The organism is Clostridium sp. AF29-8BH, assembly GCF_003478145.1.
Lineage (GTDB): Bacteria > Bacillota > Clostridia > Lachnospirales > Lachnospiraceae > Otoolea > Otoolea fessa.
The window spans coordinates 25,621-48,661 of record NZ_QUEL01000016.1; the positions used below are offsets into that span (position 1 = coordinate 25,621).

Here is a 23,041-nt window from a genome sequence, read left to right on the forward strand (position 1 = left end):
TTACTGCCCCGCGCCCCTTAACACCGGCAGTCCCTCGTTTTCTTTATTTTTCAGTTCCCCAAACTGATTTCAGCAGCGAGATAATCCCCTTTTCATACTCCTGTCTTGATATTTCCTGTCGTCCCCACTGTTCTTCTATCTGCCCCATCGGTGCCTGTATTTTCTCCCAGGCAGACTCGGAAATCGTCCCTTCTCCCCGCATACTCAAGGTCAGCGCCAGCACATTGGCAAGACTGTCTGGATCCGCTTCATAGTCCTTTCTTCTCTGCTCCCGCTCCTTATTCTCATAGCGGTAAAACTCCGTCTCAAAGTCAACCGGATATGTTTTCGCATTTGAAAATAGCGGCAGGCTGGAGGTCGGATCCGTCGCATACCACTGCGTGCCGATCCGCACCAGGCACGCATCATGGAGATACTCCGGCGTGTAGGTCACACACTCCAGCCCTACGATCTGGCATAGGAACTGAAATTCTTCCGCGAAATCCCGGCAGACGCCAACGCCTCCTTCCAAAACCGGGAAATCCTTTGCCTCTTCCGGCGAACCGTAATGATTCTGGTTAAAACCTCCCTCTCCGTTTGCAATCCGGTTATGCACATACAGAAGACGCATTTTTTCATCCAAATGAATCCAGTCAAAACTATTGACAAATTTCTGCAGTTCTTCGACCGAAGCCCAGCTATAATTTGCTTTCGGTTCTCCCTTCGTATTCCACCCTGGATTTGCTTCCCCCGGATAACGGACTGCCTCTTTCAGGTAATATTCTGGATCGCTGATCTCTGGGTGCTGCTCTGAAAAAATACTTCCATTTCCATAAAAACTCATCTCTCCATTCTGCCACTCCCATCTCAGACTCTCTGTGTCCTTCCATTCACCGCCATGCGTCCCCTGATTGCCCGCATAAGCGCTGAAACCTCCGGCTGCGATCATGGCTGCTGCCAGTACGGCTGTACATCCCGATTTATTGGTTGTTTTCTTATCCTGTTTCATTTTTTTTACCCCCATTTTTTATTCTTTCCGTGTCATTCCACTTCATTTTCCTGTTTACCTCTGTTTTCTTCTCTCCTCCTCTCTCAGCTTCTCGTCTGTACTATTCCGTCCAGCACCCAGGCACCATCCGCATTGACTAAATTTCCATCGGGGGTGTGCGTATTTTGATACAAACGTCCCCTCATTCCATCGGATTTTTCCTGAAAATAGTAGCAATGAAACACTCCATCGCTTCCCGGCAGCCAGTTCCAGCCAGTCAGCATACGCCCCTGTGTTCCATCCATTTCTGTCCAGAGATAATACGTGTTTCCATCCACATCCGTATACCAGCCGTTCACCATCCTGCCATCTGCATCAAATCGGAACCAGTCAAACGTACTCTGCCCCTTTGCCGGATCGGCATATGGATTGTAGACAGCCGCCCACTCAGAAGCATAGCTTCTACCGCCCGCTTCAAACTGCCAGGTTCCATCTGCATTCTTCCGCCAGTTTCCAGCTACTACATATTCCGGTATGGCTGCCGCATCCGCATTCTGCCCGGGGCCTGCCTGTCCTTCTGTCAGATTTCCAATACCCGCTCCTGTCAAATCACTGAACCCCGATGCCGGTCCAGTTGCATTCGCTGCACTGCTTCCTGCCGCTGCCCCCTTTCCAGAAGAAGAGCCTCCACCTGAGCCGCTGCCCGAATGGGAACCTCCGCTGTATGTCTGATCGACTGCCTCATACTGAATTGTGACTGCCGCCCGGTCCGTGAAGCCACCATCCTCGGTTTTCACGGTCACATATGCCGTATGGCTGCCTGATTTTAAGTATTGACGGTCAAGCTCCTGTATCCAGGAAGCCGTCGTATTGACCGTCACGGTTCCATCCGATGATACATACAGCGAATCATCACTTGCCTGATATGTCACTTTCTGGTTAAACGCCTGCGCCGGAAATACCGACGCTGCCAGCTTTTTCGCACCGGTTCCCGTCCATGCCTCCACCGAACGATAACCCGCCCCCGTCCGGGTGCGTTTGATCTCGTATTGCAGCGTTTTCGGTATAAGGCTGATGCCTTCCACACAAATCTTCGATTCGTCCACTGTCCGGAAATCCACCTGTACTCTGCACGATGCCGTCTGCCGGTTTCCAAGCATATCATCGCCGATCACTGTCACCTTCGTCGTGCGGCTGCCGGAAGCTGTCTGTATTTCATATGGTGTATTCACATGTCTGCCCTGATCTGCCGCGATCAGATCCCGGATCCATTTTGCATCCTTTTTCGCCTGCACACTGGCAGACTTGTCCTCGCCATCCACCGAAATCAGTGCTGCATCACCGACAGTCCACGATATCTCTTTCCGGTCAAAATAATCCGGTGTAAAAGACGCACTCAGCGCCTGCGGTGCCGTGACCTGAATCGTTTCATCTGGATGTTTCCGATTTCCGGTTAATGTCCGCACCACCTCAAATTTCAACTGTTCCTGATCCAGTGCCGCCTCCTCATTGGCTACATAGGTCTGATCCTTGATCTGGAACGTAACCTCAATCCGCGCATTTCCCCGGCACGGCTTTCCATCAAAGCTCGCCGCCGGTTTCGTCTCTGCCGTCAGCACCGCCACGCCGCCGTTCTGATGCCCCGCTCCGTATATGTCGCTTCCGATCGCATACTGGTATCCGCGGTCTGCCTGCTCTTTTTCCAGTTTCCGGACTATATCAGTGATAAACGAACTATTTAAATTTACCTGGACTGACGCGCTCTTTTTCGTATAACCACTTTCCTCATCGTCATTTGGAAGTAACGTAATCAAATCTGAATCGTCGATACTCCAGCGCACCGATGCATCCGCCACATCATTATTCCGATCCACAATCGCCTGCACCGTCACCGGCTGCACCTGTGTTCCCGCCTGCAGATTTCCATGGATGTACGTCGCAATTAATTTTCCATTTCCATCCATCACGCGTGTGACTTTCGTCGGATGTTTCCGGTTTCCGGTCCGCTCCTGCACCACCTGGAATTTCGTCACGCCCGGCGTCAGACCGACCGAAACTGCCACCTTTTTATAAACCGCCGACACCTGCGTATTTTCCTCCGGCATCGTAAAACAATACTCGCCGCCATTTACATAAGTAGTATCTTTCCGGCTCTTCCCACGCGTGTACGTCGGAACTCCCTCCATCTGAAAGCGCGCTTTTTCCGCCTGCTTTGCCGAGGTGCTGACCGTCACCGTCTTTCCCGGTGCCACCGCACCGCGGCGTTTTTTATCGAGTGTCCGGTAATACGCGCCATTTCCCCGTGCTTCCAGCACTGCCACATCGTAATAATTCGTTCCATTGGAGACGGTATCGATCTGCGGAATCGTAATCAGATAACCACGGACCGGGCGTCCCGCATCATTTGGTGCAAAATGGTCAAGATCATACCCCACCGACTCCGCATCCATCTCCCCGCCCAGCTCTTCATCCACAATCGAGAGAATCCCCTGTTCCAGTTCTTCATAAAAATATCGCTCGTCCACATCCCGCGTGACACCGCCGGATACCAGCGTGAAGAAATTGTCCCTCGCGTGGGAATATCCGATGTGCGCCGCGTATGTATACTGGTTATCATCTGAAATGCCGCTTCCACAGACATTGTTTGCGATTTTCGCCTCCGTATCCGCAAACAGGTACGCGATGTCATCCCCATATTTAAAATAATTAGCTGGTGCGCGGTATCCGATGAAGGTTCCTCTGTGTCCGGCAGCCCCAGTTCCCGACTGACCGATCGTTCCCTCAAACCGCCCCACTTTCAAGTCTCCGCTGATTCGTTCTCCAACGAGTCCTCCGACATTCTGGCTGCCAGAACCGCCGATCGTGCCATTTACATAGGTATTGTAGAGAGCCGCCCCATTCTGAAGCCCTACGATTCCGCCGACAGTCGCATCCGTTCCCTGAATCCGCGAGGTGCTGTTATCCCCGGTGCGGACCTGGCAGTCAATGATACGAGAATCATCCGCCGCTTCCCCGGCGATTCCGCCCGCAAGCGCCTGCGCTCCGGCTGCACGTCCCGTCGTTCGGACGGTTACCTGTGCCATTCCGTTTTCCACCGTGCTGCCTTCCATGCGCCCGATCATTCCACCGACCGCTCCGGTTCCTTCCACATCGCCTTTTACCTGACAATTAAAAATCTTGGAATTCTTCGCATTTCCTGCCAAAATTCCCACCTGACGCACTCCTTTGACCGGCTTTCCTGGTTCCAGCGTCAGATTTCGGATCTCCGCCCCATCCAGCGCACCAAAGAATCCAACATTCGGCGAACTGCCTCCTGCAAACCGGAAATTTGAAATCTTATAACCGTTTCCATCCAGATTTGCCGTAAACGGGTGCGTCACCTCCCCTGAAAATTCCGAATCATCCCGGTAATAACCGATCGGATTCCAGTCCATTCCTCCCAGATCGATGTTCGCCGTCAGCTCAAACCATGCGCCCCGGTAATCCCCCACGATCTCTTCTTCCACCTCGCCGTAATCCGGCTGCATGCCAAACGCCGCCAGGAAGCTAAGTCCCATCAGCTGATGTTTCGTGCGTATCTGATACGGTTTTTGTTTCGTTCCAAGTCCATGTGTTCCATCCAGAAAGCTCAAATCCGCCACATCCCAGTTTTCCCAGAGATTTCCGAGGCTGGCGCTGACGCTAACGCGCGACATGATTAATTGTGAAGGAGTTGCCTCTATGACTTTGGAAGAACGTAATTCAGAGGAAGTTGCCCTCACATCCGCATTCATAAGCTCACTGGACGATGCAGCCAGTTTCTGCCATTCTTTCCGCCTTTTTATGGCATCGTCTGTATCATCCAACTTTTGCAACGGTGTACAAAGGGAACATAATAAAAAACTTAATAATGGACTGCCAATCTTACACAAAGTACCGCCCAAACGAGACTACGGGCGGTATTTTTGTATCATGGCGGAGAAAGGAGGAACTTCCCACGGGGGCTTGACTGAAAAGTTGAGCCCCTTTTTCATGCCAAAAAACAGGAGGTAAATGCTTATGGCAGATGATAAAACCACAAAAACGCCGGAACAGCCGGTAACGGATAGCGGGCCGGGCAAGGAAACACCGCCTAATCCCCCAAAAGAGTCGGAGAAGGTTTCCGTTTCCCCGGAGCCGGAAAAAAAGACGGAACCAGAGGTAAAGACCCCACAGGTTTCTGTCTATAACTTCGCTGAAATTATGAAGGAAAAGAAAGCCGAGGAACGAGCGGCAGCTCCCGGCGTGGAAAAGCCTGACCCGGCAAAAGCGGAGAAACCGGAAAAGCAGCCGGAGGCTCCGAAAAAAGCAGAGGAAAAACCCAAAGAGCCGGAACAGCCGAAGCGCCGGGGCCGTCCCCCGAAAGCAGATAAGGACAAGGACGCAGCCTCGAAATCCAAAGCTCCCGCACAGAAAACGGAAAAGGCGGTCAAAAAGGAACCGGAGAAAAAAACGGCTCCAACGGTACAGGCCGCTCCCGCTCCGAAGGAACCCGAAAAACCGAAGGATGCTCCACGCCGGGGCAAGGAGCAGATCGTCTATATCAAGCTGAACGAACTCCACGCCTTCAAGAACCATCCCTTTGAAGTCCGGGACGATGAAGAAATGCGGGCTATGGTGTCCAGCGTTAAGGACAAGGGCGTGACCCAGCCCGCTATCGTCCGTCCCCGTGAGGATGGCGGCTATGAGATCGTGTCCGGCCACCGCCGCCAGAAAGCCAGCGAGCTTGCCGGATATGCGGATATGCCCTGTATCGTCCGAAACCTGACAGACGATGAAGCCATCACGCAGATGGTCGAGGATAATCTCAACCAGCGTGAAGAAATCCTCCCCAGTGAGCGGGCCAAAGCCTTGAAAATGCAGCTTGAGGCTATCAAGCACCAGGCTCCCGCACTTCGGGCCAGATTGACCCGAAGGACGCAGGAAAACGCTCCAACGAAATTGTGGCCGAGCGTAATAAGATGGCGGTCAAACAGGTGCAGCGGTATATCCGGCTCAATGAGCTGGTTCCCGACTTGATGAAGCTGATGGATGAAAAAAAACTGGGCTTTACTACGGCGGTGGAGCTTTCCTATATCGGCAAGAAGAACCAGAACTATATCGCCGTTGCCATTGACAGCCAGCAGTCCTCGCCTTCACAGGCGCAGGCAAAGCGTATGCGGGAACTGGACGAAAAGAAGCTGCTCAACGGGGATGTGATCGACGGCATTATGATGGAGGACAAAAAGGAGGTAGACAAAGTGATTTTGACAGGTGCGGAACTGAGCAAGTATTTCGGCAAGGAAACTACGCCGAGGGAAATGAAGGACCAGATCATCAAGCTGCTGGACGACTGGAAGGGTCAGCAGAAGGAACACGAAAAACCGGAGAAGAAAACCGAACAGGAAAAGTAAGCTAAAACTTCGGGTCAGCATGGCCCGAGGATTGCGCTCTGCCCCGCGCCCCGAAGCTCTGGAGATATAAATGATTCCCCGTCGCCAGTTATTCCGTAGCATAGCCGGGAAAATCAGTCAAGGGCAGCGCCGCCGCAGGCGGTGCCAGAGGCACCCTTGACGGATTTCTCCCGGTTATGCTTTTTCCCGGTCAAGCGACGGGGATATAAATTCTCCAGAGCCGTTCCCCTTCCCGGGGGAAGGGGCGGAGGGATTGGGCGAACTCTTGCTTTTCCCTAAACCAAAACAGAAATGGAGGCTCAACCAATGAAACGACCTTTAGCGTACCTGACCGCCGCATGGAGCGGCGAGCCGGATGTTGATATGGAGCTGGCGGCTCACTACTGCCGCCTTGCTTATGAGGCGGGCTTTTCCCCGATCTGCCCGCTCTTGTACCTGCCGCTGTTTTTGAATGACAGCGTTCCCGAGGAACATAAGGCCGGGATTGATATGCGCCGGGATATGCTGCGGCGTTCTCATACCCTGATCGTCTGCGGCAGCGTTGTGGACGAGGATGTGAAAAACGATATTGCGGTTGCCGGACGGCTGGGCATTGCGGCGACAACGCTGGAAGGGGTGCTTGCCGTGAAGGGACACGGCACCCCGGGCCATGCCGGACATTAAGCTGGGGAGCCTTTTCGACGGGATCGGCGTGTTCCCTCTGGCTGCTTCCCGGTGCGGTATCCGTCCGGTCTGGGCCAGCGAGATTGAAAAAGCGCCCATCTCCATAACCAAAAGGCACTTTCCCGATATGGCGCATTTGGGAGATATTACGAAGGTGGACGCGGGAAAATCCCGCCGGTCCATGTGATACCTCGGTTCCCCCTGTCAGAACCTTTCTCTGATCGGCAACCGCTCCGGCCTTGCCGGGGCAAAATCAAGCCTGTTCTATCAGGCGTTTCGTATCATACAGGAAATGAGGGATGCTACTGATAACCTATATCCAGCTATCGCTGTTTGGGAAAACGTCATGGGAGCGTTTTCTACAAATGACCGGATGGACTTTAGAGCCGTCCTATCCGCCTTCTCGGACACCGAAGTTCCAATGCCTCCTTCGGGAAGATGGGGAAATGCCGGAATGGTGCGAGGGGGAACGCCTGATGTGTGCTGGCGGCTCATGGACGCCCAGTATTGGGCAGGCACCCGAAGGCTGGCACGAAGGCAGCGGATTTTCGTCGTGGCGGATTTTGGAGGCAGACGTGCCGCAGACATACTATTTAAGCCCCGTCCAATGCTCCCACTTCCTCCGCCTTGCGGAGAGGGCGGGCGGGCCGCCGCCGAAGGAGATCGAACAGCTTCTTTTGAAACAGGGCGGCAGATACCAGTCATCCACCCCTTTCAGTGCTTCCGTATGCGGGGAGCGGCAAAAAGGCAGGAAGAAACGGCCTTCCGAAACAGCTTCGGATTACCAACTGACCCTTTTCCCACTCTTTTAGCCAGTGACGTGACGCCCTTCGCCTTCTGGTATGAGGGCGACCCGGAGGGCGGCTGTATCCGTTTTCTGACGGAAACGGAAAGCGAACGGCTGATGGGGCTGCCAGAGGGCTGGACAAAGTACGGGGCGGACGGCGTGGAGATCCGGCCTCTGCAACGCTACAAGGCGCTGGGGAACGCGATTGCCCTCCCTTGCGCCGATTACATTATGGCCGGGATCTATGAGGTGCTGGCTGACCGGGCCGGAAAGGAGGAATGAGCCCATGTTTGAAGCCTATATAACCAACACCGCCCTGTACCCCTTGATGGGGATTGAGGTAGGGACAACGGTACATTTCCCCACGACGACACAGGAGTTGCAGGCCGCCCTTGCCAAAATCGGGATAGACGGGAAACGGTACAGCGAAGTGTTCTTTACCAGCTTTGACAGCGATGTGCTGGGGCTCTACGATCATCTCTACGAATGTGAGAACATCGACGAGCTGAACGAGCTGGGCCACGCCCTGCTGGAAGTACGGGATAAGGGCGGACTGGAAACCTTTGAAGCCGCTCTTGTCTTGGGAAACCACACACGGAGCGTGAAGGATTTGATAAACCTGACGCAGAACCTTGACCTTTACCGCTTTTACCCGGATATTTCCGATGATGAAGGGCTGGGCCGCCTTTACGCCGACGAGCTTGGGACCATCGACATACCGGAGCACATTCAGAACTACTTCGATTATGAAGCATACGGGCGGGATGTGCGTATCAACGAGGGCGGCGTATTCGCTCCCGGTGGATATGTGTCGGCAGTCCCGGAGGGCTTCAAGGAGTATTACCACGGGCCGCAGGACATTCCGCCGGAACACCGGATATTTGCCTATCCTGAAAAGGCCGAACCTGTCCACTCCATTCTCGTTGCACTCAAACGGTTTCAAGAAGCCCCGCCCGCTCCGAAAAAGGACAAGGCGGGGCCTTCCCATGAAGAACGGTAGGACTTCGGGCCAGCATGGCCCGAAGCATGAAGGAGGTGCATACCATCAACTATTACCCTATCAATGAAGGAGCCGCCCGCCGGGCAAAGGAAATGAACAGCTTTTCCGACTACAAGGAAGGGAGCGCAACGGCGGAATACCGGGCAATGGTGGACAAGGCCGCCGCCATAGCGGAAAAGCAGAAATCCCGGGTGGCCCCCATGTACCATGAGAAGATCGACCATTTGTTAGACACCTATGCCCGAAAGCTGGCTGAAAACATGAACCAGGGCTTTGCCATTGACGCAAGGGTTCCCTCTGTGATGATCGCCGGACCTGCCAATTTCCCGGTGGGGAAGAAGGAAAAACAGAACCGGGCCCGGGACAGCAACATGGAGGAATGGCAGTATATTCAAGGGCTGCTGGATAAGATACGCAGTACCGGCATGGGCGGGATCAGCGCCGATGACCCGGCAGCGATTGAAAAGCTCCAGAAGAAGCTGGACGGGCTGGAACGCTCCCAGCTCATTATGAAGGAGGTCAACGCCTATTACCGCAAGCATGGCAAACTGGATGGCTGTGCGCTGCTGTCGCCGGACCAGATCGAAAAGCTGAAAGCAAGCATGGCGTCAAGCTGGCGGAGCGACCCGAGGCCCTTTGAAAGCTACCAGCTTACCAACAACAACGCGGAGATCCGCCGGGTAAAGGCCCGTATCGAACAGCTTTCCAAACAGGCACAGCAGGAATTTTCCGGCTGGGAGTTCGATGGGGGTCGTGTGGAAATGAACCGGGAGGACAACCGCTTGCAGGTGTTCTTTGACGGAAAGCCTGACGCGGACACCCGGGCCGAGCTGAAAAGCAGCGGCTTTCGTTGGGCTCCCAGCGTGGGTGCATGGCAGAGGCAGCTCACGGACAACGCCATCCGGGCGGCTGACCGGCTGGAATGTATCAAGCCGCTGTCCGGCGAAAAGCCTCCCAGCTTCAAAAGAAGCCCTCTATCTTGCAGACCATGCGGGAACAGGGCGAAAAAGTCCAGACGGAGCCGGAAAAGAAAGCTCCGTCCGGCAGGGATGCCGAGCGGTAAGCCTCGGGCCACATTGGCCCGAGGCTTTCTGTTCGCCGAGATTGTACGGGGGCCTCCCGGATAGCGGGAACCCCGACGGAAAGGAGGTTTTATGCAGGAAGAAGTAAACCAAAAAACGGTTGCCCTTTCGATCAGGACAACGAAGCTCACGGGAAAAGTGCTGGCTGCCGCTCTTGGGAAGGTGGTGCGGACGCTGCAAAAGCACCACCGGAAGGCGCTGACCCCACAGGGACGCCAGAGTGTGAAAAAGCTGATGAACCACTATGGCGGCAAAAGCGCCATGCCCTATGTGGGAGCCCCGAAGGATTTTGACCGGATCGCGAAGGAGTTCCATGTGGACTACGCTTTCCATAAAGTGAGCCCCGGCCATTACCTGCTGTTTTTCAAAGCCAATCAGGCGGACGCTATCACGGCGGCCTTCCAGAAGTACAGTGCAAAGGTGCTGGACAAAGAGCAGGACAAGCCTTCTATCCTCGGCCAGCTTCGGAAATTCACGGAGCAGATCAGGACGCAGGCAAAGGAGAAGCAGCGGACCAGAGAGGCGGTGAAGGACGGACGTTGAGTGACAAGATCAGAAAATATGTGCTCCCCAACCTGCCGTACCTCTTTGTGTTCTGGTTTTTTTCCAAAATCGGGACGGCCTACCGGACTGCACCCGGCACAGACTTCGGGACAAAGCTCATGGGGATGCTCGACACCTTCCCGAAAGCCTTTGAAACCTACTGGCCGGGGCTGGGCGGTATTGACCTGCTGGTGGGCCTTGCCGGTGCGGCTGGGATGTATCTGCTGATACAGTCAAAGATCAGGAAGGCAAAAAAATTCCGGCGGGATGCGGAGTACGGCACCGCCCGCTTTGGAACAAAGGAGGATATAAAGCCGTTTGTAGACCCTAAATTTCAGAACAATGTCATTTTAACCGGGACGGAGTTCCTTACCATGAACACCCGTCCGAAGGTACCTGCCAATGCCCGGAACCTAAACGCCTGTGTCATCGGCTCGTCCGGCTCGGGAAAGACAAGGTTCTGGCTGACCCCGCAGCTCCTTCAAGCCCATTCCTCGTATGTGGTGGTAGACCCGAAGGGCGGCACCCTCGACCAGTGCGGGCGGTTCCTGCAAAGGGAAAAATACAGGGTGCGGGTGTTCAACAGTATCGACTTCTCCAAATCCATGCACTACAATCCGCTGGCCTATATCAAGACGGAAAGCGATGTTTTGAAATTCGTTACCGCCCTGATTGCCAATACCAAAGGCGATGGCAAGGAGGGCGACGAGTTCTGGACAAAAGCCGAAACCCTTTTGTACTGCGCCCTTGTGGCCTATATCGTCTTTGAGGGGCCGGAGGAAGAACGCAACATGAATACGCTGGTGGAAATGATAAACAGCATGGAAGTCCGGGAAGATGACGAACCTTCAAAAATGCGGTTGACTATATGTTCGATGGGCTGGAACGCCGCAGTCCCCAGCACTTCGCTGTGAGACAGTATAAGAAATACAAGCTGGCCAGCGGCAAGACAGCTAAAAGCATACTGATTAGCTGCGGAGCCAGACTTGCCCCCTTTGACATTCCCCAGCTTCGGGAGATCATGTCCTATGACGAACTGGAGCTTGATAAGCTGGGGGATGAAAAATCAGCGCTGTTCTTCCTTATCAGCGACACGGACACCACCTACAACTTTTTGGTTGCCCTCGCTTTTTCGCAGATGTTCAACCTTCTGTGTGAACGGGCTGACAATACCTATGGCGGGCGTCTGCCCTACCATGTGCGGGTGCTGTGGGACGAGGCTGCCAACACCGGGCAGGTGCCGGGGCTGGAGAAAATTGTGGCTGTCATCCGTTCCCGTGAGATCAGCCTGACACTCTTTTATCAGGCTATGAGCCAGTGCAAGGCATTGTACAAGGACCATTCTGAAACCATCATGGGCAACATGGACAGTATCGTGTTCCTCGGAGGCCGGGAGGCTTCCACCCTAAAGGATATTTCGGAAAACTGGCTGGGCAAGGCCACCATCTCCATGCAGACCGAAGGCCGGAGCCGGGGGCAGTCTGAAAGTTACAGCCAGAATATGCAGCGGCTTGGCCGGGAGCTGATGACTACCAGCGAGATCACCACCATGCCCGGGGATAAATGTATCTTGCAGCTTCGGGGGCTCCCGCCCTTCCTGTCCCCGAAGTATGACTTGAAAAAGCACCCGAATTACAAGTACACAGCCGAATTTGATAAAAAGAAAAACGCCTTCCGCTTGGAAAGCCTGTTCCGCCACCGGCCATTGAGACTAAAGCCGGAGGACGAATACACGGTGTACGAAGTGGACGGCTCCGACACGGACGAAGAAGCTGACCTGTTGAACTTCGATGATCTGGACAGCGACGAGTTCGTGTAACTTCGGGCCATGATGACCCGAAGCGCCGCCGATGTGGGCGGCTTTTTTTGTACCCAAAACCATCAAACAAACAAAATGGAGGAACGTATATGGAATTTTTCAATCAGGCAATCGACATTCTTAAAATTCTGGTCATGGCTCTTGGCGCCGGTCTGGCGGTGTGGGGTGTCATCAACCTTCTGGAAGGTTACGGGTCGGACAACCCTGCGGCAAATGCTCATGTGCCATAAAGTAACACACCGATAAATGCAGACAGCCAACCTCTATTCCGTATAAAATGGCGTATGTGGCATTTCAAATATGTGGTTTAGAAGTAGAAGAAAACTGAAAACCGTATTCCACGATTTGAAAGGATAGAGGTAAATGAGCATGGAAAAAACAGTATATATCACAGAGAAAGAACGGGAAATGTGCTACAAAGTAATTGGTGCGTTTGCGGAACTGTACGAAATGGAAGATGAAGATATTTTAGTGGTTGATGTTGGTAGGTACGGTTTTGTTAAATTGCAGTGCTATACACCGTCATATGGCTTTGAAGGACTTGACACCTATACAGACAGCCATAGTTTATTTGAAGGGCTTTGGGAGGAATGGCTTAGTCTAAATGTGTTTTTACTTGCTAGGGAAATGCAGTTAGACGATATTCTTTATGAGGATTTATTCAATAATCTGCCAAAGGAAAAACAGTCGGAACTTACCGGGAGAAAAGGCTATTTTGCAAAAAAAGCGGGTATCATTCTGTAAAATGAATTTTGCAGAAAGAAAACGCTCTATGTAGAGGGTAAAAAGATTAGAATGGCTCTGTATATGATAATATGCAGGGCTTTTCTTAATAACCAATATGCTCATTTTGATAAAGACCAAAAGACAAGCATTATGGAAATGTGCATAACTGGCTATGGAATCATGGATAACTCTATTCACAGCACATGGAAAAGCTAAAGTGCAGCTTTCCCACGTCCTGCAAACAGAGTTACCCACAATTCCATGATACAGCCAGTTATACACATTACGCACAATGCCGACTACTACGGAATCCAAATCATTTTTTCACAGAACAAGATTTGCTTTTACAGAAAGAGATTATAGGTTGGAATGGAGATAAGGGAACCTGCATAGAGCACAGCGGAAAAGTTGAAGAAACTGATTGAGGAAGAATTTGCCGGGCTTGTGTTTCTGTCTGCTGAAGATATGGAGTAATAACAAATTGGGACATAATGGTATAACTCTTTGTCCCAATTTGTTTATTGTTTAAATTACCCGTATTAGAATTGATATGCTTGCAGAAATCAAATATCTAACATAATTCCTCCCACTGTAATAATACCATACAAATTTTATGAATACAAGACTGTTTATATAAGCTGACACATGCTAAACTAGCCTAGCAATGTTTCAGTAAAACTTTCTTTCATTTTTCAAGGAGGTCATAATCATTATGGGGAATAATCAGACAGAAAAAGCGTTTGAAGAAAAAAGATTAGCACAAACAATCTCTTTAGCCGAGGAACAATTAAAGCAGGCAAAAGAAGCGGCAGACAAAAAAAAATCAGAAATTATCGAAGCCAAAAAAGATGTGCGTGAAAATACAGAACACGGCATTACATCACTGTACACATCAGACGGTTTCGAGGCACTTGTTGAATTAAGCCAATATATCAATCCTGTTACAGACAAAATTATAGATTATGAAGAAGAAGAACATAAAATACTTCTGTTAGAAAAGATGATAAAATCGCCCTATTTTGCCCGAATTGATTTTAAATTTGATGATGAGGACGAATTTGAAAAAATATACATTGGACGTTCTTCTCTACGAAAAAACAGCTATCAAGAGATGTATGTTTATGATTGGAGATCGCCGATTGCCAGTGTTTTCTATCGTTTTATGACAGGCGAAGCGTTTTATGACGCTCCATGTGGACGAGTAACAGGCGAACTCAATTTGAAACGCCAATATGAAATAAAAAACGGAACACTGGAATATTTTTTTGATTCAGATGTTCAGATTGTTGATGAATTTTTAAGGCAATTACTGTCACAAAACACTACTGCTAAAATGAAAGCTATTGTTGAAACAATTCAGCATGAACAGGACGTGGTTATTAGAGATATGGAAAATGACCTGCTAATGGTACAGGGTGTAGCGGGAAGTGGAAAAACCTCTATTGCTCTCCACCGGGCTGCTTATCTTATGTATCAAGGTTTACAAACAAAGCTGTCCGCAAATAACATTATGATTATTTCCCCAAATTCTATATTTGAGCAATATATTTCAAATGTATTGCCCGAATTGGGAGAAGATAATGTTATTTCTTCCGTGTTTGAAGATATACTTAGTGAGTTATTAAATGGCAGGAAAATTCAGTCAAGAAATGATTTTTTAGAAAACTTGATTGTCAATTCAAAATACAAGGAAATTTCAAGAAATAGTATAGAATTTAAAACGTCAAGTTTTTTTAGGGAAATTTTAGACCAATTTCTCATTGATATACCCCGCCAGTGATAGAATTTGAAGATGTTTATTATGAGGGAAAATGCGTTGTAAGCGGGCAAATTCTAAAAGACAAGATATTAGGAAGACCAGAAACACCATTAGGCATAAAATTAGAACAATTAGAAGATTATATTTTAGAACAAATATTTGGAACAGGAAAAGGGCGGGGGCATAAAGAAGAAAAAAATCTAATCAAGCAGGAAATACAGAAATTTATAAAAATTGACATTGTTGAATTATATAAAATATTATTTAGCAATGAAGCCTATTTTTATAGCCTGCTGCAAAATAGCAATCCGTCACAAAACATAAAAAATATTTGGAAATATACTAAGGAAAATTTGGAAGCAGACAGCTTGTATTATGATGACGCAATAGCAATCGCTTATTTGTATTTAAAAATATACGGAACAAATAAATATAAAAATATTAAGCAGGTAGTCATTGATGAAGCACAGGACTACTACCCTCTCCAATATGAAATATTTAATTTTCTTTTTTCTAATGCCAAATTTACTATTTTAGGAGATATGAAACAGACTCTTGCCAAAAAAGAAGATATTTCTTTCTACGAACAAATTCAAAAAATATTGAACAAGAAAAAATCTTCTCTTATTATGTTGGATAAAAGTTTCCGTTGTACGAATGAAATTTTAAATTTTAGTTTAAAGTTCATTGAACAAAGTTCACAGATAAAAAGTTTTAATCGGAATGGCGATAGCCCAAAAGTATATATTGCTGATAATTCCGAAATCTTCATTGATGAAATTGTTAAGGAAATAAAATTATGCCAAGAGAAAGGGTTTCAGTCGATATGCTTAATTTGTAAAACCGAAAAAAATTCAACCTATCTATTTAATAAAATTAAACACAAACTTGATATTCAATTAATTAAAAATGGGAGCGTATCAGATTTACAAGGCGTGTTTATCTTACCAGTATATATGTCAAAGGGATTAGAATTTGATACTGTCTTAATTTGTGATGCAGATAGCCAAAACTACCATGATGAAGATGATAAAAACCTCTTATATGTTGCCTGCACAAGAGCGCTTCACAAACTTAGCTTATTTTGTGAAAATGAGGTTAGCCCGCTGATATAGATAAATTTACAATATATTGAATTGCCTAAATGCCAAACGCAGCGTAAGTGCATATGAACAAAATGATAATAATTAGACAGACCATCTTTCTCTTTTAATGGCATTAAATTGACATTACGCTCTCTATCATATATATTTGTTGCTTACTGTCAAAAACACGACAGAAAAATATAGTTTAAATTCAACGGATAAAAGAGGTAATGAACATGGGGAAATTACTACTGCTGACACTTAACGAACAAGAGGAAACAGCGATTGACAAAATCATATCGGCAATATCTGATTATATACAGATTGAACCCATGCAGATCACAACCGCTTCCGTGTTATCTTTTCCGGGACTGGAAATAAAGCAGAACCAACGCCAGGTATTTCAAGACGGGGAGGAAGTAAGCCTTACCCGCCTTGAATACAGTACCCTTGTATATCTTGCTTCCAACCCCGGCATTGTCCTCACACGGACACAAATATTTGAAGCCGTTTGGAACATGGAAAGTGAAAGCTGCCAGTCAAGCGTTGCAAATGTGATTTACAACCTGCGGAAAAAAATAGAGTCGGACAGCCGCAAGCCCATTTACATAAAAACCGTTTTAGGTATGGGCTACAAGTTTGCTTCCGGGGAATGACAACAGAATAACCGCCGCCCGTTACAGCGGCATACCATGACAGGAAATCAGAAAAGGTTTCCTGTTTTTTTGCACCAAAAACCGCGCTGATTTTCCAGCTTTGTCGAAAAGTTTTATCAAAAAGTTTTTCAAAACTTTGCCATATTTGCATTTCTCTGCGTAGTAAGGAGTAAAGGGGGAGTTTCGCCGTTTTCTTAGAGCAAGATTCTACCGAGGTGCCAAAATTCGCTTTTCGCTCATTTTGCCCCTGCGGGAATCTTGTTGGGGAGTGCCTTCCCCAAACCCTGCTTATGCGGCTTGCGCCGCTTAAAAATCCCTCAAAATATTTTTTCGGATTTTTTCAAAAACAGTTCCGTTTTACCCCCTGTTTTTCTCCTATTAGTGAGAGAACACCACGCACAGAAAGGAGGTCTGCCGACCATGAAAAGATACAACACACCGCACCGCAGCCGGGTAGTCAAGACACGCATGACCGAGGAAGAATACGCCGAGTTTGCGGAAAGGCTTTCTGCTTACCACATGAGCCAAGCCGAGTTTATCCGGCAAGCCATAACCGGGGCAGCCATACGCCCCATCATAACCGTTTCCCCCGTCAATGACGAGCTGCTTGCCGCTGTCGGGAAGCTGACCGCCGAATACGGCAGGATCGGCGGCAACTTAAACCAGATAGCCCGGACGCTGAATGAGTGGCACAGCCCCTACCCGCAGCTTGCCGGGGAGGTACGGGCGGCGATTTCCGACCTTGCTGCCCTAAAGTTTGAAGTCTTGCAGAAAGTGGGTGACGCTGTTGGCAACATTCAAACATATCAGCTCTAAAAATGCCGACTATGGCGCAGCGGAAGCCTACCTCACATTTGAGCATGACGAGTTTACCATGAAGCCCACCCTTGATGAAAACGGGCGGCTGATACCGAGGGAGGATTACCGCATTTCTTCCCTCAACTGCGGGGGCGAGGATTTCGCCGTTGCCTGTATGCGAGCCAATCTCCGCTATGAGAAAAACCAAAAACGGGAAGATGTGAAAAGCCACCACTATATCATCAGTTTTGACCCACGGGACGGGACAGACAACGGCTTGACCGTAGACCGGGCGCAGGAGCTGGGCGAGCAGTTCTGCAAAGAGCATTTCCCCGGACACCAAGCCCTTGTATGCACCCACCCGGACGGGCATAACCACAGCGGCAATATCCATGTGCATATCGTCATCAACTCCCTGCGGATTTACGAAGTCCCGCTTCTGCCCTACATGGACAGACCAGCCGACACACGGGCGGGCTGCAAGCACCGCTGCACCAACGCCGCTATGGAATATTTCAAGAGTGAAGTCATGGAGATGTGCCACCGGGAGGGGCTTTACCAAATCGACCTCTTGAACGGCAGCAAGGAACGGATAACGGAACGGGAATACTGGGCGGCAAAGAAAGGGCAGCTTGCCCTTGATAAAGAGAACGCTGTCAGAGAAGCCGCAGGACAGCCGACCAAGCCCACCAAGTTTGAAACGGACAAGGCGAAGCTGCGCCGGACGATACGGCAGGCACTTTCCCAAGCTGGCAGCTTTGACGAGTTTTCTTCCCTTTTGCTGCGGGAGGGCGTAACTGTCAAGGAGAGCCGGGGGCGGCTTTCCTACCTCACGCCGGACAGGACAAAGCCTATCACAGCCCGGAAGCTGGGGGACGATTTTGACAAGGCTGCTGTCCTTGCCCTGCTCACGCAGAACGCCCACAGAGCCGCCGAACAGACCAAAGCCATACCCGAATACCCCCACACCCAAAAGGGACGCTTGCGGGAGGAAAAAGCCGCAAAAACCACCCCGGCAGACAACACCTTGCAGCGCATGGTTGACCGGGAAGCCAAGCGAGCCGAGGGCAAGGGCGTGGGCTATGACCGCTGGGCGGCAAAGCACAACCTAAAGCAAATGGCAGCTACTGTTACCGCCTATCAACAGTACGGCTTTTCTTCCCCGGAGGAACTGGACGAAGCCTGTTCTGCCGCTTATGCCGCCATGCAGGAAAGCCTTACAGAGCTGAAGCAGGTGGAAAAGACGCTGAACGGGAAAAAGGAGCTGCAACGGCAGGTGCTTGCCTATTCCAAGACCCGCCCTGTCCGGGACGGGCTGAAACAGCAGAAAAACGCCAAAGCAAAAGCAGCCTACCGACAGAAGCACGAAAGCGACTTTATCATAGCAGACGCAGCCGCCCGTTATTTCAAGGAGAACGGCATTTCCAAGCTGCCGAGCTATAAAGCCCTGCAAGCAGAGATTGAAGCCCTTATCAAAGAGAAAAACAGCGGCTACAACGATTACCGGGCAAAACGGGAGGAATACCGCCGCTTACAGACTGTCAAGGGCAATATCGACCAGATTTTACGCCGGGAGCGCAAGCCTGTGAAAAGGCAGGAACAGGAACGATAAAAACCACCCCAAAATGTACCCGAACCCATACAGAACAAGGGGGCTGCCCCGTACTCTACCCGCAATACCAAAGGATTTTTTAACGGGCTTACAGGGCAGAAAAACCCCGAAAATGATACCGAGATGATACAGAATTACCGTCGATACCGCCACACCAGCGGAAACGGCAGAAAGGAGCGCACCCATGCCAAGAATGAGCAAGAAACGGCGGCTGGAATGGTCTTTTTTCCTGCGGCAAGTAAAAGTCGGGAATACCACCTGCGACCGTATCACATACAACGACCTCTGCCGGGGCTGTACCCATAGCTGTAAGCAGAGCTTCCGGGCGGTTATCATACTTTGCCCCCGCTACTACTCCAAACGCCGGAAAAAGGAGGACAGGGACAATGGCAGATAACCGCAAGTATTACTACCTCAAGCTGAAAGAGAATTTTTTTGACAGCGACTCCATTGTGCTGCTGGAAGATATGAAAGACGGGATTTTATATTCCAATATCCTCTTGAAGCTGTACTTAAAATCTCTGAAAAACGGCGGGAAGTTGCAGCTTGACGAGCATATCCCCTACACAGCGCAGATGATAGCGACACTGACCCGCCACCAGATAGGGACGGTTGAAAGGGCTTTAGAGATTTTCCGGCAGTTGGGGCTTGTGGAGCAGCTTGACAGCGGGGCTTTTTATATGACCGATATTGAGCTGATGATAGGACAGTCCTCTACCGAAGCCGAGAGAAAACGGGCTGCAAGGCTGGAAAACAAGGCACTTTTACCGCCCCGGACAAAAGGCGGACATTTGTCCGACATTCGTCCACCAGAGATAGAGATAGAGTTAGAGAAAGAGATAGAAAAAGAGAGAGAGGGAGAAACGGGACACCCCGCCCCCGCCGCTTATGGCAGATACAACAATGTGATACTGACCGATACAGAGCTTTCCGGGCTGAAAACAGAGCTGCCCGACAAGTGGGAGTATTATATTGACCGGCTTTCCTGCCATATCGCTTCCACCGGGAAGCAGTACCAGAGCCATGCAGCCACCATTTACAAGTGGGCGCAGGAGGACGCTGCCAAAGGCAAGGCTGCCCCGAAACAGGGCATACCCGATTATTCATGTAAGGAGGGCGAGAGCTTATGAAAAACGAGATTGAAGCTATGATTACGGATATTACAACCACTACCGCCGAAGCGGAGGACTACACAGGCGAGGACGGGCTTTTATACTGCGGCAAGTGCCATACGCCCAAAGAAGCCTACTTTTCAAAAGAAACCGCCCAATGGTTAGGGCATGACCGACACCCAACAGACTGCGACTGCCAGCGGGCAGCCCGTGAAAAGCAGCAAGCCGCCGAAAGCCGACAGAAGCACCTTGAAACAGTGGAGGACTTGAAACGCCGGGGCTTTGCCGACCCCGCTATGCGGAACTGGACATTTGAGCATGACAACGGCAGAAACCCACAGACCGAAACCGCCCGCTTTTATGTGGAGAGCTGGGAAACCATGCAGGCTGAAAATATCGGCTACCTGTTTTGGGGAGGCGTGGGGACAGGAAAAAGCTACCTTGCCGCCTGTATCGCCAACGCCCTTATGGAAAAAGAGGTTGCCGTTCGCATGACAAACTTTGCAACGATACTCAATGACCTTGCTGCCAGCTTTGAGGGCAGGAACGAATATATTTCCCGCCTTTGCAGCTACCCCCTGCTGATACTTGATGATTTCGGTATGGAGCGAGGGACAGAATACGGGCTGGAACAGGTTTACAGCGTGATTGACAGCCGTTACCGAAGCGGCAAGCCGCTGATCGCCACGACCAACCTCACGCTGGAGGAATTGCAGCACCCGCAGGACACACCCCACGCCCGTATCTATGACAGGCTGACTTCCATGTGCGCCCCTGTCCGCTTCACGGGCAGCAACTTCCGAAAGGAAACCGCACAGGAAAAGCTGGAACGCTTAAAGCAGCTGATGAAGCAGCGAAAGGAGAGCCTATGACAGAAACGAAACAGACAAGCACCACCAAAACAGACCGCCGCCCGGACTGTGTAACGGAAATCCGCATGGGCAACTCCGTCCTTACCGTTTCCGGCTTCTTCAAGCAGGGCGCAACCGACACCGCAGCCGACAAGATGATGAAAGTGCTGGAAGCGGAAGCTGCTACACAAAAAACGGCGATTTGACCGACCATAAAGAAGCAGATTTGACGCTTTTGCCGCTATACAGACAGCCGCCCCATGTGGTACAATCAAGGTACGGAATAGTGGGGCTGGCTGTCGGAAACGGAGGATTTTATGTTAAGACAGACCAACCAACAACCAATTACCGCCCTTTACCCAAGACTTTCCCATGAGGACGAGCTGCAAGGCGAGAGCAATTCCATTTCCAATCAGAAGCGTATCCTTGAAACCTATGCAAAGCAGAACGGCTTTTCCAATCTGCGCTGGTACACGGACGACGGTTATTCTGGTGCGAACTTTCAAAGACCCGGTTTTCAAGCCATGCTTGCGGACATTGAAGCCGGAAAAGTCGGGACAGTTATCGTAAAGGATATGTCGAGGTTAGGGCGAAACTACCTGCAAGTGGGAATGTACACAGAAATGATTTTCCCACAGAAAGGTGTCCGCTTCATCGCTATCAATGACGGAGTGGACAGCGCACAGGGCGACAATGACTTTGCCCCGTTGCGGAATATATTTAACGAATGGCTGGTGAGAGATACGAGCAAGAAAATCAAAGCAGTAAAACGCTCAAAAGGTATGAGTGGCAAGCCCATCACAAGCAAGCCTGTGTATGGCTACCTCATGGACGAGGACGAAAATTTTATTATTGACGAGGAAGCTGCACCCGTAGTCAAGCAGATATACAACCTCTGCCTTGCTGGGAATGGTCCGACTAAGATAGCCCGTATGCTCACAGAGCAGCAAATCCCCACGCCGGGGACGCTGGAATACCGCAGGACGGGCAGCACCCGCCGCTACCACCCCGGCTATGAGTGCAAGTGGGCGACTAATACCGTAGTGCATATCCTTGAAAACCGGGAATACACAGGCTGTCTGGTAAATTTCAAGACAGAAAAACTTTCTTACAAAGTCAAGCACAGTGTAGAAAATCCCCTGGAAAAGCAAGTGATTTTCGAGAACCACCACGAGCCTATCATAGACACCCAAACATGGGAACGGGTGCAGGAGCTTCGCAAACAGCGCAAACGCCCCAACCGCTATGATGAAGTGGGTTTGTTCTCCGGCATACTGTTCTGTGCGGACTGCGGCAGCGTGATGTATCAGCAGCGATACCAGACGGACAAGCGCAAGCAGGACTGTTATATCTGCGGCAACTACAAGAAGCGCACCCATGACTGTACGGCGCACTTTATCCGCACCGACCTCTTGACCGCTGGTGTACTCTCCAATCTGCGGAAAGTGACAAGCTATGCGGCAAAGCATGAAGCCCGGTTTATGAAGCTCTTGATTGAGCAGAACGAGGACGGGGGCAAGCGCAGGAACGCCGCCAAGAAAAAGGAACTGGAAGCCGCCGAGAAACGCATAGCCGAGTTATCCGCTATCTTCAAGCGGCTGTATGAGGACAGCGTGACCGGGCGCATATCAGACGAGCGTTTCACAGAGCTGTCGGCAGACTATGAAGCAGAACAACGGGAGCTGAAAGAAAGAGCCGCCGCTATCCAAGCGGAGCTTTCCAAAGCACAGGAAGCCACCGTGAACGCAGAAAAGTTTATGAATGTTGTCCGGCGGCATACCAGCTTTGAAGAACTTACCCCTACTCTGCTGCGGGAGTTTGTAGAGAAAATCGTTGTGCATGAGTGCAGCTATGACGAGAACAAGACCCGCAGACAGGACATTGAGATTTATTATTCTTTTGTTGGCAAGGTGGACTTGCCCGAATAACCGCCCGACCTATCCGACACAATGCGCAAGTGCCGGATAGGAACGGCAAAATTTTTTACACTTCTTTTACTTCTTTATCTCACTTGAGCAAAATCACAGGGCATTAAGCAGCTTATGGCTAAGTAGATGTAATCAAGAGAAGAAAGGAAAAGCACAATCCAGACGGAACCGGCGGTTGTGTCAAGAAATGTTTGTGAGTTAGCAAGAATTTTGATATAATGGGAACAGGAACCCCGAAACCG

The 23,041-nt window shown here is 50.2% G+C and carries 18 protein-coding genes and 5 pseudogenes; 21 read left to right on the plus strand and 2 right to left on the minus strand.

From position 1 onward, the window contains the following. Positions 1–43 precede the first annotated feature (43 nt). Both DWZ16_RS10135 and DWZ16_RS10140 read right to left on the minus strand, forming a co-directional pair. Complete coding sequence (locus DWZ16_RS10135) at positions 44–988, minus strand: hypothetical protein (protein WP_147353415.1); 945 nt, start codon at positions 986–988, stop codon at positions 44–46. An 83-nt stretch (positions 989–1,071) separates the two neighbouring features. Continuing rightward, positions 1,072–4,812, minus strand: a complete 3,741-nt coding sequence (locus DWZ16_RS10140) for a peptidase A26 (protein ID WP_147353416.1) — start codon at positions 4,810–4,812, stop codon at positions 1,072–1,074. 187 nt (positions 4,813–4,999) lie between these two features. Between DWZ16_RS10140 and DWZ16_RS10150 the strand changes: the two are divergent. The 21 genes and pseudogenes from DWZ16_RS10150 (at position 5,000) to DWZ16_RS10240 (ending at position 22,799) form a co-directional block, all read left to right on the plus strand. Further along, positions 5,000–6,378, plus strand: a pseudogene (locus DWZ16_RS10150) (ParB/RepB/Spo0J family partition protein). Between the two features lie 306 nt (positions 6,379–6,684). Beyond that, positions 6,685–7,041 (plus strand): hypothetical protein, encoded by a 357-nt coding sequence (locus DWZ16_RS10155; protein ID WP_009901612.1) that lies wholly within the window; start codon positions 6,685–6,687, stop codon positions 7,039–7,041. Beyond that, positions 7,028–7,390: pseudogene (locus DWZ16_RS16865) on the plus strand (DNA cytosine methyltransferase); the annotation flags it as partial. The gene DWZ16_RS10155 and the pseudogene DWZ16_RS16865, both read left to right, overlap by 14 nt. Before the next feature lie 16 nt (positions 7,391–7,406). Further along, the gene (locus DWZ16_RS16870; protein ID WP_182434588.1) at positions 7,407–7,853 is read left to right on the plus strand and encodes a hypothetical protein; all 447 of its coding nucleotides are present in this window, start codon (positions 7,407–7,409) and stop codon (positions 7,851–7,853) included. Positions 7,854–7,861: 8 nt separating this feature from the next. Beyond that, positions 7,862–8,110: a DNA cytosine methyltransferase gene (locus tag DWZ16_RS16875; RefSeq protein WP_243035821.1), complete on the plus strand. Its 249-nt coding sequence runs from the start codon at positions 7,862–7,864 to the stop codon at positions 8,108–8,110. Positions 8,111–8,114: 4 nt separating this feature from the next. Further along, the gene (locus DWZ16_RS10165; protein ID WP_107001184.1) at positions 8,115–8,828 is read left to right on the plus strand and encodes an antirestriction protein ArdA; all 714 of its coding nucleotides are present in this window, start codon (positions 8,115–8,117) and stop codon (positions 8,826–8,828) included. Between the two features lie 14 nt (positions 8,829–8,842). Beyond that, positions 8,843–9,891: pseudogene (locus DWZ16_RS10170) on the plus strand (hypothetical protein). Between the two features lie 91 nt (positions 9,892–9,982). After that, complete coding sequence (locus tag DWZ16_RS10175) at positions 9,983–10,453, plus strand: PcfB family protein (protein ID WP_107001182.1); 471 nt, start codon at positions 9,983–9,985, stop codon at positions 10,451–10,453. After that, positions 10,450–12,272, plus strand: a pseudogene (locus tag DWZ16_RS10180) (type IV secretory system conjugative DNA transfer family protein). Before DWZ16_RS10175 ends, DWZ16_RS10180 begins: the two are co-directional and overlap by 4 nt. 89 nt (positions 12,273–12,361) lie before the next feature. Further along, positions 12,362–12,490: pseudogene (locus DWZ16_RS10185) on the plus strand (Maff2 family protein); the annotation flags it as partial. Between the two features lie 151 nt (positions 12,491–12,641). Continuing rightward, a complete protein-coding gene (locus tag DWZ16_RS10190) occupies positions 12,642–13,016 on the plus strand; it encodes a hypothetical protein (protein ID WP_118522735.1) in 375 nt (124 codons plus the stop codon). Between the two features lie 694 nt (positions 13,017–13,710). Continuing rightward, complete coding sequence (locus tag DWZ16_RS16880; protein ID WP_412694330.1) at positions 13,711–14,778, plus strand: hypothetical protein; 1,068 nt, start codon at positions 13,711–13,713, stop codon at positions 14,776–14,778. Then, positions 14,775–15,872: a 3'-5' exonuclease gene (locus DWZ16_RS16885; protein WP_412694331.1), complete on the plus strand. Its 1,098-nt coding sequence runs from the start codon at positions 14,775–14,777 to the stop codon at positions 15,870–15,872. The genes DWZ16_RS16880 and DWZ16_RS16885 overlap by 4 nt, the downstream gene beginning before the upstream one ends. A 200-nt stretch (positions 15,873–16,072) precedes the next feature. Further along, entirely contained in the window at positions 16,073–16,498 is a 426-nt protein-coding gene (locus DWZ16_RS10200) for a response regulator transcription factor (protein ID WP_330423022.1), read from the plus strand. 420 nt (positions 16,499–16,918) lie between these two features. After that, positions 16,919–17,314 (plus strand): plasmid mobilization protein, encoded by a 396-nt coding sequence (locus DWZ16_RS10205; RefSeq protein WP_109215851.1) that lies wholly within the window; start codon positions 16,919–16,921, stop codon positions 17,312–17,314. Then, positions 17,286–18,908 (plus strand): relaxase/mobilization nuclease domain-containing protein, encoded by a 1,623-nt coding sequence (locus tag DWZ16_RS10210; RefSeq protein WP_109215852.1) that lies wholly within the window; start codon positions 17,286–17,288, stop codon positions 18,906–18,908. The genes DWZ16_RS10205 and DWZ16_RS10210 overlap by 29 nt, the downstream gene beginning before the upstream one ends. Positions 18,909–19,092: 184 nt before the next feature. Next, a complete protein-coding gene (locus DWZ16_RS10220) occupies positions 19,093–19,305 on the plus strand; it encodes a hypothetical protein (protein ID WP_005927784.1) in 213 nt (70 codons plus the stop codon). Continuing rightward, positions 19,295–20,038: a phage replisome organizer N-terminal domain-containing protein gene (locus DWZ16_RS10225; protein ID WP_109215853.1), complete on the plus strand. Its 744-nt coding sequence runs from the start codon at positions 19,295–19,297 to the stop codon at positions 20,036–20,038. Before DWZ16_RS10220 ends, DWZ16_RS10225 begins: the two co-directional genes overlap by 11 nt. After that, positions 20,035–20,892 carry an ATP-binding protein gene (locus DWZ16_RS10230; protein ID WP_098924872.1) on the plus strand — a complete coding sequence of 286 codons (858 nt, stop codon included), beginning with the start codon at positions 20,035–20,037 and terminating at the stop codon, positions 20,890–20,892. Before DWZ16_RS10225 ends, DWZ16_RS10230 begins: the two co-directional genes overlap by 4 nt. Then, on the plus strand, positions 20,889–21,077 hold the full coding sequence (locus DWZ16_RS10235; protein ID WP_002569233.1) for a transposon-encoded TnpW family protein: 189 nt from the start codon (positions 20,889–20,891) through the stop codon (positions 21,075–21,077). The genes DWZ16_RS10230 and DWZ16_RS10235 overlap by 4 nt, the downstream gene beginning before the upstream one ends. Before the next feature lie 111 nt (positions 21,078–21,188). Then, on the plus strand, positions 21,189–22,799 hold the full coding sequence (locus DWZ16_RS10240; protein ID WP_098924870.1) for a recombinase family protein: 1,611 nt from the start codon (positions 21,189–21,191) through the stop codon (positions 22,797–22,799). Positions 22,800–23,041 lie beyond the last annotated feature (242 nt).